Raw genomic sequence first — 15,225 nt, forward strand, 5'->3', positions numbered from 1 at the left:
CCCCAGGCTATCGGGTGACGGTCTCGGCCGGGGACGGGCAGCCCCTCACACCCGTGTCACGACGTCCACGAACGGCGACAGGAGCGCCGCCAACTCCTGCGCATCGTCACGATCCGATGTCGGCGGCATCGAGATGTAACTGAGCGCGACCCGAACGACACCGCGGGCCAGGATCATCGCGTCGGCGTCCGACGCCTGGATCCAGCTCCGCCGGAACGTCTCCGCCAACCGCTCCGACGCGCGTTCGACCAGCGGGGCGCTGTCCGTCGTGACGATCCGCAGCAGATCCGGCTTGGCGACGCCGCTGCGCAGCGACCCCACCAGCGGATCGGCGCCGCTGGCCTGGAAGAACACGGTGAAGCCGTCGACGAGGGCGGCGCGCGCGTCGCCGACGTGTGCGTAGACGGCCGTGGCGACCGCGTCGACGAACTGGTCGACGAGGCGCAGCGCGTACCCCTCGGCGAGCCCCTGCCGGTTTCCGAACTCGTTGTACAGCGTCTGCCTGCTCACCCCCACCGCGGCCGCGACGTCCGACATCGTCACGGCGGACCAGTCCCGCTCGAGCAGGAGATCGCGGACCGCGCCGAGAATCGATTCCCGCAGCAACAGCCGGGACGCCTCCGGGTACGGCATCCGGGCACCTGACTCGCTCATGGCGTCGAGCCTAGAGACTTCCCTCAGCTTCGTTCGACCTCGACCATGAAGAAGTCTTCCTTGGCGGCACCGCAGTCGGGGCACCGCCAGTCGTCGGGGATGTCCTCCCACCGGGTACCGGGCGCGATGCCCTCGTCCGGCCAGCCGAGTTCCTCGTCGTACTCGAATCCGCACTGCACACACTGGTAGAGCTTGTAGTCCTTCATGATCACCGTCCCTGTCCCCCGTCACACGGGTTCGAAATCGATCTTCTCCCTGACCCCGCAGTCGGGGCAGCACCAGTCGTCCGGCACCGACTCCCACACCGTGCCGGCCGGGAATCCCTCACGGGGCGCGCCGACCGACTCGTCGAACACGTACTCGCACACCGGACACCGATACGCGCTCATGCCGCCCCTCCCCCGGTCCCGTACGCCGCGAGCAACTTCTCGCGCTTGCGCGGCTGCAGATTCGCCTTGGTGATGTCGCCGTCGTAGTGGTCGAGGACGCGCTGGTCCATCACCGCGCGCCACAGCGGCGGGACGTACGCGAGCATGATCATCCCGGCGTACCCGGTCGGCAGGTTCGGGGCAATGTCCATGCTGCGCAACGTCTGATAGCGCCGCGTCGGGTTCGCATGGTGGTCGCTGTGCCGTTGCAGGTGGTACAGGAAGATGTTGGTGCAGATGTGATCGCTGTTCCAGCTGTGCGCCGGCGAGCAGCGCTCGTACCGCCCGCTGTCGGTGCGCCCGCGCAGCAGGCCGTAGTGCTCGAGGTAGTTCACGGTCTCGAGGAGCGTGAAGCCGAACACCGCCTGCAGCACCAGATACGGCGCCACCTCCCAGCCGAACACCCCGATCAGCACCCCGAAGAGCACCACCGACATCAGCCACGCGTTGAGCACGTCGTTGTGAATCGTCCACGGCCCCTTGCCCAGCCGCTCCAGACGGGCCCTCTCCAGGCGCCACGCCGACGCGAGGCTGCCCCACACGCTGCGCGGTAGGAACGCCCAGAAGCTCTCTCCGAAGCGCGAACTCGCGGGGTCCTCGGGCGTCGCGACCCGCACGTGGTGACCACGGTTGTGTTCGATGTAGAAGTGCCCGTAGAACGACTGCGCCAGCGTGATCTTCGACAGCCAGCGTTCCAGATCGTCCTTCTTGTGCCCCAGTTCGTGGGCGGTGTTGATGCCGATGCCGGCCACGCACCCGACGCTGATCGCGAGTCCGATCTTGGACACCACGCCGAGGCCGCCGTCGATCCCGAGCCAGCCCAGGTCGTCGGCCGACCACAGGTAGCACGCGACGACGAGCGTGAGGAACTGGAACGGGATGTAGGCGTACGTGCACCAGCGGTAGTAGCGGTCGTTCTCGAGTTGCTCGATCATCTCGTCGGGCGGGTTCTGACCGTCGGCACCGAACCAGAGATCCAGAATCGGCAGCAGGCCGTAGACCAGCAGCGGCCCGATCCACCACCACACGGGCGCGACGGCGTCGAGTCCCGCCCGGTCGGTGAGCCACACGAGGCCCATCGCGACGAAGATCGCGGTGGGCGGAATCAGGCCGAGCAGCCAGAGGTAACGCTTCTTGTCCCGCCACGCCGGCGCCGGGGCGATCGGTCCCCCCACATCACTCGCCATCGTTCGTCCCCTTCCACACGACCACCCGACTATGAGCGGCGTCACTGTGGATTGGACGATACGCGGCTAGATGTATCCCGTCTAGACAAACTGATCGATTTGTAAAGTCAGGTCTCGTCGTGGGCCTCCGCCCGCGCCCGGACCCCGAGCAGCGAATGCCTCCGGCTGTAGGAGAAGTAGACGACGACGCCGATCGCCATCCACACGACGAAGCGCAGCCACGTCTCGACCGAGAGGTTGAGCATCAGCCACAGACAGGCGAGGACCGCGAGAATCGGCACCAGCGGTACGAGCGGCACCCGGAACCCGCGCGGGAGGTCGGGTCGCGTCCGGCGCAGGATGACCACGCCGATCGACACCAGCACGAACGCGAACAGGGTGCCGATGTTGACCATCTCCTCGAGCGTGCCGATCGGGAAGAAGGCCGCCAGCACTGCGACGACCACACCGACCAGCACCGTGATCCGCACCGGCGTCCCGTGTTTGCCGGTCGGAGCCAGAGACCGCGGCATGAGGCCGTCGCGCGACATCGCGAACAGCACACGGGTCTGCCCGAGCATCAGCACCATGACGACGGTGGTCAGGCCGGCGAGCGCACCGAACGAGATGAGGTTCTTCGCCCAGTCCATCCCGTTGAGCGCGAACGCCGTCGCGAGCGTCGAGTCGTCACCGGCCAACTCGGTGTAGTTCACCATTCCGGTCAGCACGAGCGACACCGCGACGTACAGCACGGTCACGATCGCGAGCGAGCCGAGAATGCCGCGGGGCAACGCCTTCTGCGGTTCCTTGGTCTCCTCTGCGGTGGTCGCGACGACGTCGAAACCGATGAACGCGAAGAACACCAGGCTGGCCGCGGCGAGCAGGCCGTACCAGCCGAACGTGCTGCCGCCCGCACCCGTGATGTACGAGAACAGCGACTGGTGGATGCCCTCTCCCGTCGACCCCGACTCGGACGGCGGAATGTAGGGCGAGTAGTTGGAGGACTTGATGAAGAAGGCGCCGACCACCACCACGAACAGCACCACGGCGACCTTGATCGCGGTGATCACCGCCGACACTCGGGACGAGAGCTTGGTGCCGGTCGCCAGGAGCACCGTGATGATCGCGATGATCAAGACGGCACCCCAGTCGACCTCGTGCGATCCGATGTGGAACACCGGGCTCGAACTCCCCAGCACCTCACCGAGATACAGCGACCAACCCTTCGCCACCACCGACGCGGCGAGCGCGAACTCGAGGATGAGGTCCCAGCCGATGATCCAGGCGACGAACTCGCCGAACGTGGCGTACGAGAAGGTGTACGCGCTACCGGCGACCGGGACCGTGGACGCGAACTCCGCGTAGCACAGCGCGGCGAGCGCGCACGCGACAGCCGCGAACACGAATGCCAGCGAGACCGACGGCCCAGCGACGTTGCCGGCGGTTCGTGCGGTGAGAGTGAAGATGCCCGCGCCGATCACGACCGCGACGCCGAACACGGTCAGGTCCCACGCGGTGAGGTCCTTGCGGAGCTTGGTCTCGGGCTCGTCCGTTTCGAGGATCGATTGTTCGACCGACTTGGTACGGAACAGTCCTGAGCGAGCGTTCCGGGAACGCCCCGGCACGGCCTTCCGGTCCGGTGTCGCCATCACTGCCTCCTCGGGAGGTTGGGATGGTCGTCAGCCTATGCCGGGAGACCGGTGTCAGCACGGTTTCCGAAACGGCTAGTCGCCCAAGGCGCGGTACAGATCCGGTTCGATGTAGATCAGCCGGGCCGCCGGAACCGCGGCGCGGATGCGGACCTCGGCTTCGTCGATCGCCGCCGCGACGTCCTCGATCCCGGAGCCCGGCGCGATGCCCACCTTGGCCGCCACCAGGATCTCCTCGGGACCGAGGTACTGGGTGCGGCAGTGGATCACACGATCGATCCGGACACCGTCGACGAGCGCGCTCAGGATCCGGTCCTCCTCGTCCTGGGTGGCCCCTTCACCGATCAGCAGGCTCTTCATCTCGATGATCAGGACGATCGCGATGATGCCCAGCAGCGCACCGATGCACAGGGTGCCGATGCCGTCCCACACCGGGTCGCCGGTGAGCATCGTGAGCCCGACACCACCGAGCGCCAGCACCAGTCCGATCAGGGCACCGGTGTCCTCCAGGAGGACGACGGGCAGTTCGGGTGTGCGGGAGGTGCGGATGAAGCCCCACCAGCTCGTGTCGCCCTTGAGCGGGCGCGATTCGCCGATCGCGGTGACGAAGCTGTACGTCTCGAGCGCGATCGCCACCAGCAGGATGACGACGGCCACGATCGGTGACGACAGGTCCTCGGGGTGCTGGATCTTGTGGATGCCCTCGTAGATCGCGAACAGCGAACCCAGGGTGAACAGCACCAGGGCCACGACGAAGGAGTAGAAGTACCGGTTGCGGCCGTAGCCGAACTGGTGGAGTTTGTCGGCCTGCTTCTCGGCGCGGTTCTGGCCGAACAGCAGCAGTCCCTGGTTGGACGTGTCGGCCACCGAGTGAACCGATTCCGCGAGCATGGACGACGACCCGGTGATCAGGAAGCCGGTGAACTTGGCCACCGCGATTCCCGCGTTCGCGGTCAGTGCAGCAAAGATCGCCTTCTTACTCCCGCTTGCCGACACCGGCCACTCCTCTCGTCGCTTTCGAGCGGCTCACCGGCCGCGTGATCACCCAGGACGGCGGCGGGCCGCGCCGTCACACCCGGACGATCCCCACTCCGGCGCGGAACAGCTGGGTGTCCTCGGCACAGGCCTGGATGTGAACCTCGCTGTCCGAGGCAGAGATCCAGGCCGCTGCGCCACGCTCGAGCATGAGCGACTGCGATCCACACCCCAGCTTGGCCGCGCCCGAGGTGCACAGCACGATCTGTGGGCCGTCCGGTTCGAAGCAGGTCGCCGCGCCGGCGCCGCCCCCGGAGGCGTCGAGGTCGATGCGGGACAACCGGAACTCGGGCGCCGGGGTCTCGTAGGCGACCTCGCCGTCGCGCTCGGTCCCGACGGGCGTCAGGACCGGGACGTCGACGGTGTCGAAGTCGAGGACACGCAACAACTCCGGAACGTCGACATGCTTCGGGGTGAGCCCGCCCCGCAGGACGTTGTCCGAGTTCGCCATGATCTCCACGGCCGTGCCGTGAAGGTACGCGTGCAGGTTCCCGGCATCGAGGAACAACCCCTGCCCCGGGTCGAGCGTCACCCGATTGAGCAGCAACGACGCCAGGACGCCCGCGTCGCCCGGGTAGCCCTCGCTGAGTTCGAGTGCGGTCCGGGCCTCCTGCGCGAACTCGATCTCACCGGCGTCGGTGTTCGACAGGTAGGCGACACAGCCGTCGAGTACCGCCGGCAGCAACGTCGCGAGAGCCTGCGCGGGCAGCGTGATCCACGTGGTGAACAGTGCGCGCAGGCCTCCCGAATCAGGTTGTCCTGCAAGCAGACCGACGTACGGTTCGAGTTCCGGGACCGCCAGGGCATCGAGGAACCGAACCGTCCGGTGCGGATCTCGGAACCCCGCGAGCGCCTCGAATCGGGTCAGCGCCACCACCAGTTCCGGCTTGTGGCTCGCGTCGCGGTAGTTCCGCTCGGCCGAGTCGACCGGGATCCCCGACGCCTCCTCGCGAGCGAATCCTTCGCGCGCCTGTTCGGCGCTCGGGTGCGCCTGCAGCGACAGCGGCTCCTCGGCCGCGAGGACCTTCAACAGGAACGGCAGGCGCTCGCCGAACTCGGCGACGCACCGCTCGCCGAGCTCTCGGGTCGGGGCGGCGTCGACGACGTCGCGCAGGGAACGGTCTCCGCCGTCCTCGATCACCCGTGCGGGATCCCCCGGATGGGCCCCCAACCACAGTTCCGCCTCCGGATGCGCGCTGGGACTCGGACGTCCGCACAGCTCCGCGAGCGCGGTCCGCGACCCCCATGCATAGGACCGGAGCGCACCTTCGAGTTGGCGCACTAGTTACCACCGATCAAACGTAGGTATGCCGCGCTCATCTCGAGGCGGCCGACGAGAACTGCCATCTGCTCGATCTCCGTCCGCGTGGCGGCCGGACCCTCAGCGGTGGATCCCGGCGGACCCTGCGGGCCCGGGGCCCCCGTCTGCTCCGACGCCGCGACGACGACGTCAGCGTCGGGCAGCACCGCAACCCTGCGATCGACGACCGGCCGGTCCGCCTCCGCAGCGAAGACGAACACGCGCAGCGGCATGCCGGGCACCGGGCCGTCGAGCTGCTCGTCGTGGAAGAACGGGTCGTACCCGGGCGGCATGGAGGCGGCCGACGAGCCGAAGCGCTGCACACCGGAGAGAACACCCGGCAGGTCCGCAGCAGCGGCGACGGCGGCGCCGCACCGCAGCAGGATCTCGCTGCCGTGCCGTGCCAGGTGCGTGGTCACGCGGGTGTCGCCGGCAAGGACGACGCGTCGGCCCTGCATCCGCACCGCGAGCGACTTCGCGGGGTTGTGGAAGACCTCGTTGCGCGGGTGGTCGCGCAACGCCTCGTCGTCCAGAGCGTCCGCGAGACGGCCCAGGTCGGGGCACACCTTCGCCGCACGCTCGGCGTCGATCGCGATCAGGACCGCGAGAAAGGCCGCGAGGTACCGCAGCAGACCGTGGTGGTGGGGAACCGCCACGCGCGGCGGGAGTACCGTCGCGCGCCCCGCGCCCGCGGCCCGCAACGGGCCCTCGTCGGGGGCCGCGACCACTACCTCCGCGCCGCGCCGCAGCGCGCGGTCGACGGACTCGACCAGCCGCGGGTCACCGGCGTCGTCGCCGGCCACCACCACGACGTCCAGGGGCCCGACCCACAGCGGGGTGTCCCCGCTTTCCACCAGGGGGATGCCGATCCGGCCACCGACCGCCGCGGTGACCAGTTCGGCGGCGCGGGAGGCCGGGCCTTCACCGGTGACGAGCACCACGCTGCGCGGTTGCAGACCCTGCAGGCGCGCGAAGCCGTCCTCCTCCACAGCCGCCTGGGTGGCGCGGATCTGCGCGCCGCCGAGCGCCGCGAATCGGAGCGAGCCGTCGACGTCCGCGGCCAGCAGTGCATCGACGTCATCGAGATCGAGCAGAGACGACGGAGCTGTCATGACGGACACACCTCCCTTTCTCCCACTCCCTGTCCCCCCGACGAGTTCAGGTGACTCGAGTATCCCAGCAATTCACCGACTAGGCGCGCACAGCTGCGAGGATCTCGTCGACGAGTGCATCGACGTCCGCCGGCGTGCGCGCCTCGACGTTCAGGCGCAGCAGGGGCTCGGTGTTGGACGCGCGCAGGTTGAACCACGCGCCGTCCGGCAGATCGACGGTGACGCCGTCGAGGCGGTCGACGGACACCGCGCGATCCGCGAAGAGGTCGACGACGGCGGCGGTCCGCTCGGCGGCGTCCGCGACGGTCGAGTTGATCTCGCCGGAGGCCGCGTATCCCTCGTACGACTGCATCAGCTCCGACAGCGGGCGGTCCTGTTCGCCGAGCGCCGCCAGCACGTGCAGCGCCGCGAGCATGCCCGAGTCGGCACCCCAGAAGTCGCGGAAGTAGTAGTGCGCGGAGTGCTCGCCACCGAACACCGCACCGGTCTCGGCCATCTGCTGCTTGATGAACGAATGGCCGACGCGGGTGCGCACGGCGGTGCCCCCGAGCTTCTCCACCAGTTCGGGGACGAACCGGGACGTGATCAGGTTGTGGATGATCGTGCCGCCCGGCTCCTTCGCGAGCTCACGGTCCGCGACGAGGGCGGTCACCGCCGACGGCGAGACCGGGTTGCCCTTCTCGTCGACCACGAAGCAGCGGTCGGCGTCACCGTCGAAGGCCAGGCCGATGTCGGCGCCGGTCTCACGGACGAAGTTCTGCAGGTCCACCAGGTTGGCCGGATCGAGAGGGTTCGCCTCGTGGTTCGGGAAGCTGCCGTCGAGCTCGAAGTAGAGCGGCAGGACGGTCACCGGCATCGGGCCGAACACGGCTGGCACCGTGTGTCCGCCCATGCCGTTGCCGGCGTCGACGGCGATCTTCAGCGGCCGCAGTTCGGACAGGTTCACCAGCCCCCGCACGAAGCTCGCGTACTGCTCGAGCACGTCGTCCTCGGCGACGGTCCCGGCCGGGCCGTCGTGCGCGGGGACCCCTTCGGCGACCTCGCGGGCGATCACGGCGAGGCCGGTGTCCTGACCGACGGGCTTGGCGCCGGCCCGGCACAGCTTGATGCCGTTGTACTTGGCGGGGTTGTGGCTCGCGGTGAACATCGCACCCGGGCAGTCGAGGACTCCCGACGCGAAGTACAGCTGGTCGGTGGAGGCCAGGCCGATCTGGACCACGTCGAGGCCCTGCGCGGTCACGCCTTCCGCGAAGGCCCGCGAGAGCTCGGGTGACGAGTCGCGCATGTCGTGACCGATCGCGATCCGCGTCACACGCTCGCCCTCGGACTGCTCGTCCCGCACCAGTCGGGCGAACGACGCACCCACGTCGCGCACGAAGTCGGCATCGATCTGTTCGCCCACGACACCACGCACGTCGTAGGCCTTGATCACGGCATTCACGGATTCGACGGATCGAGCCACTGCTGGTTACTCCTGCTGTTCGTTGATGCGACAGACGTTGTTCGTCCCACCGATTGTTCGACCCGGCCGGTTGCCCGACCGAGTCGTCCCACCGAGCCTAGTGGTGAGTGCCCCGACTGCGCTTCCTGAGCGAATTGTCCGGTTCCGCAGACCGGGCTGGAGCAGGCAAGGAGCACCTGGGGACGCGTACCCGATCACGGGCACGGGGAGTGACGAACCGCTCAGTTCGCGGGATCGGGCAGGACCCGGAGGTGACCGCGACGTCCGGTGCGCGCGGTGGGCGGAGCCGACGGCGCCACCGCACCGGGCCGCGACTCGGTGGCATCGGGGCGGGGGCGCTCACCCAGTCCGGCCTCGCGGACCGCCTCGGCGAGAGCAGTGAGATCGTCCTCGTCAGGCGTGCTGGACGAGAATCCGCCCTCGTACCGCACCAGTTCCCAGCCCTTGGGTGCGGTGATCCGCGAGGCGTGGGTTTCGCACAGATCCCACGAGTGCGGCTCCGCCACCGTGGCCAGGGGCCCGACGACTGCGGTGGAATCCGAATACACGTACGTCAAGGTCGCGACAGCAGGGTTCTTGCACCCAGGTCGGCAGCATCGACGCAGTGATCTCACAAGCAAGGAGACTAGCCCCAAGTTTCGAGTTGACCTACTCGGACACACCGATACGTGGCGGCAGAACAGTGGATGGGACGGGGCCCGAGCCGAAGCGACCGGAGACGCGGCGGCGGTGATGGACAGCCGCTGTAATGTCCCCTACATGGCCAGATCTCGTCGTCCCCGCCCGCTGACATCACGATCGGTCGCGCGGCGAGGCCGGGGCATCCGCGGCCCGCTCTTCCCGCCGGGCCTGCCGGCGGCACGGACACGCGCAGAGAAGTTCGATCACCTGGTGCTGGGCGCGTTCGAACCGATCGACGCGCGCTGGCACGACCGCCTCACCAAACTCGACATCGCGGTGGACGACGTGCCCCGCATCCGGGCGATCGACCCCGATTCGGTGAACTGGCCGCCCGAAGTGGTCGCGGACGGACCGGTCCCGCTGTCGCGCCTGATCCCGGCCGGCATCGACCGCCACGGGACCGCGACGCGTGCCCGCATCGTATTGTTCCGTCGCCCAATCGAATTGCGCGCCAAGGATCCTCAGGATCTCGAGGACCTCGTTCACGACGTGCTCGTCGAACAGGTGTCGACATATCTCGGGGTCGACCCCGAGGTGATCGACCCCGATCTACCCGGGGCCGACGACTAGCACTGCAGGCGCCTGGCGCCCGTCAGATGATTCCGCGCTTGAGGCGCCGGCGCTCACGCTCGGAGAGCCCACCCCAGATGCCGAATCGCTCGTCGTTCGAGAGTGCGTACTCGAGGCATTCGCCGCGGACCTCGCACCCCATGCAGATGCGCTTGGCTTCGCGGGTGGACCCACCCTTCTCCGGAAAGAAGGCCTCGGGATCGGTCTGCGCGCACAGCGCGCGGTCCTGCCACTGCTCCTCGTCGGCCTCGAACATCTCGTCGAAACCTGGAATCAGACTCAGCTGGGGAACCGCGACCCCCAACTCGAAGTCTTCGAAGCCGGCGCCTCCCGTTGCACCCGCATCAGAATCGGTCGGCCCGTTGCCGACCACGCTCAGAGGAGTTTCGAACTCGTAGTGCTGGTAGGGCATCATCGCTCCGCCTCCTCACCATGTATTTAGCGCAGAAAATGTGAATTCATCTCGAATCGCGTTCTGCCGCTCCCACCCCGATAATCGTCCTGGCGCTCACCCGAACGATTGCTCGAGCCGAGGGTCGCTCCAAGTGAACTCGCCCCTCGAACCTGGAATGACATACATGTGATTAGACATGCCCTGGCGTGTCGGGTCAAGCTGAAACGGAAAGTCGTCTACCATCCCACACCCCCCGAGCAGCGTGGTACAACTCGGCCGAAGAGACTGCGCCGAGTGGCATGCAATACCACCGCATAGGCTTCGAGTTGTGAATGTGACTGTATTGGTTGGCGGCGTCGGAGGGGCCCGTTTCCTCCAAGGAGTTCGAAGCCTGCTCGGCGGCGCGATCGGCGACGGCGCTCCCGGGGAGACCGATCATCGAATCACCGCCGTCGTCAACGTCGGCGACGACGTGTGGATGCACGGCCTGCGGATCTGCCCGGACCTCGACACCTGCATGTACACCCTGGGCGGGGGCATCGACCCGGAGCGCGGCTGGGGTCACATCGGCGAAACCTGGAATGCCAAAGAGGAACTCGCGGCGTACGGCGCGCAGCCCGACTGGTTCGGGCTGGGTGACCGCGACATCGCGACGCATCTGATCCGCAGCCAGATGCTGCGCGCCGGATACCCGCTCTCGGCAGTCACGGCGGCGCTGTGCAATCGCTGGAAGCCCGGTGTCGCACTGCTTCCGGTGACCGACGACCGCAGCGAGACCCATGTCGTCGTCACCGCTCCCGACAGCGACGCAGATCCGTCCGGGGAACGGCAGAAGGCGATCCACTTCCAGGAATGGTGGGTCCGCTACCGGGCGCAGATACCGACGCACAGCTTCGCGTACATCGGTGCGGAGCAGGCCAAGCCTGCACCGGGCGTGCTCGAGGCGATCGAGTCCGCGGACATCGTCCTGCTGGCGCCGTCGAATCCGGTGGTCAGCATCGGGGCGATCCTCGCGGTACCCGGCATCCGCGGCGCGCTGCGGACCACCAAGGCGAAGATCGTGGGCCTGTCTCCGATCATCGGCGGAAAGCCGTTGCGCGGCATGGCCGACGAGTGTCTCGAGGTGATCGGCGTCGAGACCTCCGCCGAGGCGATCGGCCGCCACTACGGTGCCCGATCGGGCACCGGCATCCTCGACGGCTGGCTGATCCACTCCACCGACGAAGCCGACGTTCCGGGCGTCGACGTGCGCAGTGTGCCGTTGCTGATGTCCGATCCCGAGGCCACCGCCGAGATGGTCCGCGCCGCATTCGATGTTGCCGGAGTGAGCTTGTGAGCGTGCGCGACCACGGTGCCGGACGGGCGATCGAGATCCTGCCCGTCCCGGGCCTGCCCGAGTTCCGACCGGGTGACGATCTGGCCGCCGCGATCGTCGAGACCGCACCGTGGCTCACCGACGGCGACGTGCTGGTCGTCACGAGCAAGGTGTTCTCGAAGGTCGAGGGTCGGATCGTCCAGTCCCCCAGCGACCCTGACGAGCGCGATGCGGCCCGCCGTCGGCTGGTCGACCAGGAGGCGGTCCGGGTGGTGGCCCGGAAGGGGCGCACCCTCATCACCGAGAACAAGCTGGGCATCGTGCAGGCCGCCTCGGGGATCGACGGATCGAACGTCGACGGCTCCGAATTGGCGCTGCTGCCCGAGGATCCGGACGGCAGTGCGCGGAAGTTGCGCGGCGACATCAAGTCTCGGCTCGGGGTCGACGTCGCGGTCGTCGTGACGGACACCATGGGTCGGGCGTGGCGCATCGGTCAGATCGACGCCGCGATCGGTGCGGCCGGCATCCCGGTCCTGCACGCCTACGCGGGCGCGGTGGACAGCCAGGGCAACGAACTGTTCGTGACCGAGGTCGCTGTCGCCGACGAGATCGCCGCCGCAGGCGACCTCGTGAAGGGCAAGCTCGGGGGTGTGCCGGTCGCCGTCGTCCGCGGATTCGACCTCGAGGACGACGGATCGGGCGCCGACAAGCTGATCCGCCGCGGGCCCGAGGACCTGTTCTGGCTCGGCACCGCCGAGTCGTTCGAGGTGGGCCGGCGCGAGGCGCTGCTGCTGCGTCGCTCGGTGCGCGAGTTCGCCGACGAACCGGTCGACCCGGAGGCGCTGCGCGACTCGATCGCGGAGGCACTCACCGCTCCGGCCCCGCACCACACCCGCCCGGTGCGGTTCGTGTGGCTGCGCAGCCCCGACGTCCGCAAGCGTCTGCTCGACGCGATGCAGCGGCGGTGGCGCGAGGACCTCGGCGCGGACGGGATGAGCGAGGAGCGAATCGAGCGGCGCGTCGCCCGCGGCGACATCCTCTTCCGCGCCCCCGAGGTGGTGATCCCGTTCTGCGTGCCCGACGGCGCGCACGACTACCCGGACGAACGTCGCACGCGCGCCGAGTCGACGATGTTCACGGTCGCGGTGGGTGCCGCGGTGCAGGGGCTGTTGGTGTCGCTCGCGACCCGGGGCATCGGCAGCTGCTGGATCGGGTCGACGATCTTCGCCGCCGACACGGTCCGGGCCGAACTCGACCTGCCGGCGGACTGGCAGCCGCTCGGGGCGATCGCCGTCGGACACCCCACGGAACCGCTGATCCCCCGCGAACCGCAGGTTCCGGGCGACGCGCTGCTGGAGTTGTAGATGTCGGCGCGATCACTGCATGCGTCCGCCCGCGAGGCGCTCGCGCACTGGGACACCGATTCGGACGACGCGGAGTCGCTACGGCACACGATGCTGGCGTTCCTGGACTCGGCCCCGGACGGCTGCCTGCGCTCGCACGCGGCCGGGCACATCACGGCGTCGTCGCTGGTCCTCGACGAGGGCGGCGACCACGTGCTGCTGACGCTGCACCCGCGGGTGGGACGGTGGATCCAGCTCGGCGGCCACTGCGAGGAGGGCGACGACACCGTCGTCGCGGCGGCCCTGCGGGAGGCGCGGGAGGAGTCGGGCATCGAGGGGCTGCGTATCGATCCGCGGGTGCTGTCCGCGCACACGCACCCGATCACGTGTTCGCTCGGCGTCCCGACCCGGCACCTGGATCTGCGGTTCCTGGTGCGGGCACCCGGACCCGCGTCCGCCGTGCCGATCGTGATCAGCGACGAGTCCCAGGACCTGCGCTGGTTCCCCGTCGACGACCTGCCCGACGGCGCCGAGAAGGACACGATCGACCACCTGGTCCGCCTGGCCGCCGCGCGCTGAACGCGGCGGCCGGGCCGACCGGTCGACTCAGAGCAGCAGTTTCGCTGCGGTAGCCGCGACCACGTCGTCGACGCTGACGCCGGGCGCGGTCTCGACCAGGCGCAGGCCCTCGTCGGTGACGTCGAGGACGGCCATGTCGGTGATGATCCGCTGCACGCAGGCTCTGCCGGTGAGCGGCAGGGTGCACTCGTCGAGGATCTTCGGCTCGCCCTTCTTGGAGACGTGCTCCATCATCACGATGACCCGCTTGGCACCGTGGACGAGGTCCATCGCGCCGCCCATGCCCTTGACCATGTGGCCGGGGATCATCCAGTTCGCGAGGTCGCCCTCGGCGCTGACCTGCATCGCCCCGAGCACCGCGACGTCCACCTGACCACCGCGGATCATGCCGAAGGACTGCGACGAGTCGAAGTAGGACGCACCGGGCAGGACCGTGATGGTCTCCTTACCGGCGTTGATGAGTTCGGGGTCGAGTTCGTCCTCGGTGGGATACGGGCCCACGCCGAGCACCCCGTTCTCCGAGTGCAGCACGACCGTGACGTCCTCGGGGATGTAGTTCGGCACCAGGGTCGGCATGCCGATTCCGAGGTTGACGTACTGACCGTCGGATAGTTCCTGGGCGACCCGTGCAGCCATCTGCTCGCGGGTCAGCTTCTGTTCGACAACCTGAGTCATGCTCGTACCGTTCGCTTCTCGATTCCGACAGTGACCTTGCCCACGTGCACGACGCGCTGCACGTGGATTCCCGGGGTGTGGATCTGGTCGGGATCCAGCTCGCCCGGCTCGACGAGGTGCTCGACCTGAGCGATGGTGATGCGGCCCGATGCGGCCGCGGGCGGGTTGAAGTTGCGGGCGCTGCGCCGGTACACGAGGTTGCCGTGGCGGTCGCCCTTCCACGCGTGCACGAGCGCGAAGTCGGCGGCGATGCCGCGCTCCATGACGTACGTCGTGCCGTCGAACTCGCGGGTCTCTTTGACCGGGCTGGCGACCGCGACGCCGCCGTCGCCGTCGTAGCGACGCGGCAGCCCACCCTCGGCGACCTGGGTGCCGACGCCGGCGGGGGTGAAGAAGGCCGGGATGCCGGCGCCGCCGGCGCGCAGACGCTCGGCGAGGGTGCCCTGCGGCGTCAACTCCACCTCGAGCTCACCCGACAGGTACTGCCGCGCGAATTCCTTGTTGTCGCCCACGTACGAGCTGATGGTGCGGCGGATGCGGCCCTTCTCGAGCAGCACACCGAGCCCGAAGCCGTCGGTTCCGCAGTTGTTGCTCACCGTCTCGAGGTCCGTGGCTCCCTGGTCGAGGAGCGCGCCTATAAGGATCTCGGGCACTCCGACCAGGCCGAATCCACCGACCGCGATGGTCGCGCCGTCCGGGATGTCGGCGACGGCCTCGGCTGCGGTGGCAATGACTTTGTCCATCATGGCCGCCAGCATACGGCGAGCCGTACGTATTGTGAACCCTCGTCCGCATCACGAACACAATGACGGCCAACCATTGATTGCCGAGCCCGCACGCACTACGTTGTTCGTATAGCGTC

At 68.5% G+C, this 15,225-nt stretch carries 17 protein-coding genes; 4 read left to right on the plus strand and 13 right to left on the minus strand.

Features of this window, described 5'->3' with window-relative positions; all coding sequences use genetic code 11:
- Positions 1 to 45: 45 nt before the first annotated feature.
- The 10 genes from EGT67_RS02850 to EGT67_RS02895 all read right to left on the minus strand — a co-directional run bounded on the left by EGT67_RS02850 (position 46) and on the right by EGT67_RS02895 (position 9,420).
- Positions 46 to 654: a TetR/AcrR family transcriptional regulator gene (locus EGT67_RS02850; RefSeq protein ID WP_127914492.1), complete on the minus strand. Its 609-nt coding sequence runs from the start codon at positions 652 to 654 to the stop codon at positions 46 to 48.
- Positions 655 to 677: 23 nt separating this feature from the next.
- On the minus strand, positions 678 to 860 hold the full coding sequence (locus tag EGT67_RS02855; protein ID WP_127914493.1) for a rubredoxin: 183 nt from the start codon (positions 858 to 860) through the stop codon (positions 678 to 680).
- A 21-nt stretch (positions 861 to 881) separates the two neighbouring features.
- On the minus strand, positions 882 to 1,043 hold the full coding sequence (locus EGT67_RS02860) for a rubredoxin (RefSeq protein WP_127914494.1): 162 nt from the start codon (positions 1,041 to 1,043) through the stop codon (positions 882 to 884).
- A complete protein-coding gene (locus tag EGT67_RS02865) occupies positions 1,040 to 2,269 on the minus strand; it encodes an alkane 1-monooxygenase (RefSeq protein ID WP_127914495.1) in 1,230 nt (409 codons plus the stop codon). The genes EGT67_RS02860 and EGT67_RS02865 overlap by 4 nt, the downstream gene beginning before the upstream one ends.
- Positions 2,270 to 2,376: 107 nt before the next feature.
- Positions 2,377 to 3,897, minus strand: coding sequence for an amino acid permease (locus tag EGT67_RS02870; RefSeq protein WP_127914496.1), 1,521 nt, complete (start codon positions 3,895 to 3,897; stop codon positions 2,377 to 2,379).
- A 75-nt stretch (positions 3,898 to 3,972) separates the two neighbouring features.
- A complete protein-coding gene (locus EGT67_RS02875) occupies positions 3,973 to 4,893 on the minus strand; it encodes a cation diffusion facilitator family transporter (protein ID WP_127914497.1) in 921 nt (306 codons plus the stop codon).
- A 73-nt stretch (positions 4,894 to 4,966) separates the two neighbouring features.
- Positions 4,967 to 6,214, minus strand: coding sequence for a mannose-6-phosphate isomerase, class I (gene manA / locus EGT67_RS02880; protein WP_127914498.1), 1,248 nt, complete (start codon positions 6,212 to 6,214; stop codon positions 4,967 to 4,969).
- Entirely contained in the window at positions 6,214 to 7,344 is a 1,131-nt protein-coding gene (locus EGT67_RS02885) for a tobH protein (protein ID WP_127914499.1), read from the minus strand. Before EGT67_RS02885 ends, manA begins: the two co-directional genes overlap by 1 nt.
- Before the next feature lie 79 nt (positions 7,345 to 7,423).
- Positions 7,424 to 8,806, minus strand: coding sequence for a phosphomannomutase/phosphoglucomutase (locus EGT67_RS02890; RefSeq protein WP_127914500.1), 1,383 nt, complete (start codon positions 8,804 to 8,806; stop codon positions 7,424 to 7,426).
- Positions 8,807 to 9,027: 221 nt separating this feature from the next.
- Complete coding sequence (locus tag EGT67_RS02895) at positions 9,028 to 9,420, minus strand: DUF3499 domain-containing protein (protein WP_127914501.1); 393 nt, start codon at positions 9,418 to 9,420, stop codon at positions 9,028 to 9,030.
- A 145-nt stretch (positions 9,421 to 9,565) separates the two neighbouring features.
- Between EGT67_RS02895 and EGT67_RS02900 the strand changes: the two genes are divergently transcribed.
- Positions 9,566 to 10,057: a metallopeptidase family protein gene (locus tag EGT67_RS02900; protein ID WP_127914502.1), complete on the plus strand. Its 492-nt coding sequence runs from the start codon at positions 9,566 to 9,568 to the stop codon at positions 10,055 to 10,057.
- Between the two features lie 22 nt (positions 10,058 to 10,079).
- Here EGT67_RS02900 and EGT67_RS25190 read toward each other — a convergent pair whose 3' ends face one another.
- Positions 10,080 to 10,313, minus strand: a complete 234-nt coding sequence (locus EGT67_RS25190) for a WhiB family transcriptional regulator (protein ID WP_206612279.1) — start codon at positions 10,311 to 10,313, stop codon at positions 10,080 to 10,082.
- A 466-nt stretch (positions 10,314 to 10,779) separates the two neighbouring features.
- Between EGT67_RS25190 and cofD the strand changes: the two genes are divergently transcribed.
- From cofD to EGT67_RS02920, 3 genes are read left to right on the plus strand one after another with little or no spacing between them, the layout of a single operon-like run.
- The gene (gene cofD, locus EGT67_RS02910; protein ID WP_127914503.1) at positions 10,780 to 11,787 is read left to right on the plus strand and encodes a 2-phospho-L-lactate transferase; all 1,008 of its coding nucleotides are present in this window, start codon (positions 10,780 to 10,782) and stop codon (positions 11,785 to 11,787) included.
- A complete protein-coding gene (locus EGT67_RS02915) occupies positions 11,784 to 13,130 on the plus strand; it encodes a coenzyme F420-0:L-glutamate ligase (protein WP_241565859.1) in 1,347 nt (448 codons plus the stop codon). The genes cofD and EGT67_RS02915 overlap by 4 nt, the downstream gene beginning before the upstream one ends.
- Positions 13,131 to 13,688, plus strand: a complete 558-nt coding sequence (locus tag EGT67_RS02920) for an NUDIX hydrolase (RefSeq protein ID WP_127914504.1) — start codon at positions 13,131 to 13,133, stop codon at positions 13,686 to 13,688. It abuts the gene before it with no gap.
- A gap of 27 nt (positions 13,689 to 13,715) precedes the next feature.
- On the opposite strand, the gene EGT67_RS02925 is transcribed toward EGT67_RS02920, so the two are convergent.
- A complete protein-coding gene (locus EGT67_RS02925; RefSeq protein ID WP_127914505.1) occupies positions 13,716 to 14,363 on the minus strand; it encodes a CoA transferase subunit B in 648 nt (215 codons plus the stop codon).
- Positions 14,360 to 15,106: a CoA transferase subunit A gene (locus tag EGT67_RS02930; protein WP_127914761.1), complete on the minus strand. Its 747-nt coding sequence runs from the start codon at positions 15,104 to 15,106 to the stop codon at positions 14,360 to 14,362. Before EGT67_RS02930 ends, EGT67_RS02925 begins: the two co-directional genes overlap by 4 nt.
- Between the last annotated feature and the right edge of the window lie 119 nt (positions 15,107 to 15,225).

Origin of the sequence: Prescottella agglutinans, assembly GCF_004011865.1 — a bacterium.
In the GTDB taxonomy this organism is placed as follows: domain Bacteria; phylum Actinomycetota; class Actinomycetes; order Mycobacteriales; family Mycobacteriaceae; genus Prescottella; species Prescottella agglutinans.

Bases quoted from the DNA above. Each gene is read 5' to 3' on its own strand.
- EGT67_RS02920 (WP_127914504.1), top strand. From the start codon at position 13,131: ATGTCGGCGCGATCACTGCATGCGTCCGCCCGCGAGGCGCTCGCGCAC.
- EGT67_RS02855 (WP_127914493.1), bottom strand. From the start codon at position 860: ATGAAGGACTACAAGCTCTACCAGTGTGTGCAGTGCGGATTCGAGTAC.
- EGT67_RS02850 (WP_127914492.1), bottom strand. From the start codon at position 654: ATGAGCGAGTCAGGTGCCCGGATGCCGTACCCGGAGGCGTCCCGGCTG.
- EGT67_RS02925 (WP_127914505.1), bottom strand. From the start codon at position 14,363: ATGACTCAGGTTGTCGAACAGAAGCTGACCCGCGAGCAGATGGCTGCA.
- EGT67_RS02870 (WP_127914496.1), bottom strand. From the start codon at position 3,897: ATGGCGACACCGGACCGGAAGGCCGTGCCGGGGCGTTCCCGGAACGCT.
- EGT67_RS02900 (WP_127914502.1), top strand. From the start codon at position 9,566: ATGGCCAGATCTCGTCGTCCCCGCCCGCTGACATCACGATCGGTCGCG.
- EGT67_RS02885 (WP_127914499.1), bottom strand. From the start codon at position 7,344: ATGACAGCTCCGTCGTCTCTGCTCGATCTCGATGACGTCGATGCACTG.
- EGT67_RS02860 (WP_127914494.1), bottom strand. From the start codon at position 1,043: ATGAGCGCGTATCGGTGTCCGGTGTGCGAGTACGTGTTCGACGAGTCG.
- EGT67_RS02930 (WP_127914761.1), bottom strand. From the start codon at position 15,106: ATGGACAAAGTCATTGCCACCGCAGCCGAGGCCGTCGCCGACATCCCG.
- EGT67_RS25190 (WP_206612279.1), bottom strand. From the start codon at position 10,313: ATGTTCGAGGCCGACGAGGAGCAGTGGCAGGACCGCGCGCTGTGCGCG.
- EGT67_RS02865 (WP_127914495.1), bottom strand. From the start codon at position 2,269: ATGGCGAGTGATGTGGGGGGACCGATCGCCCCGGCGCCGGCGTGGCGG.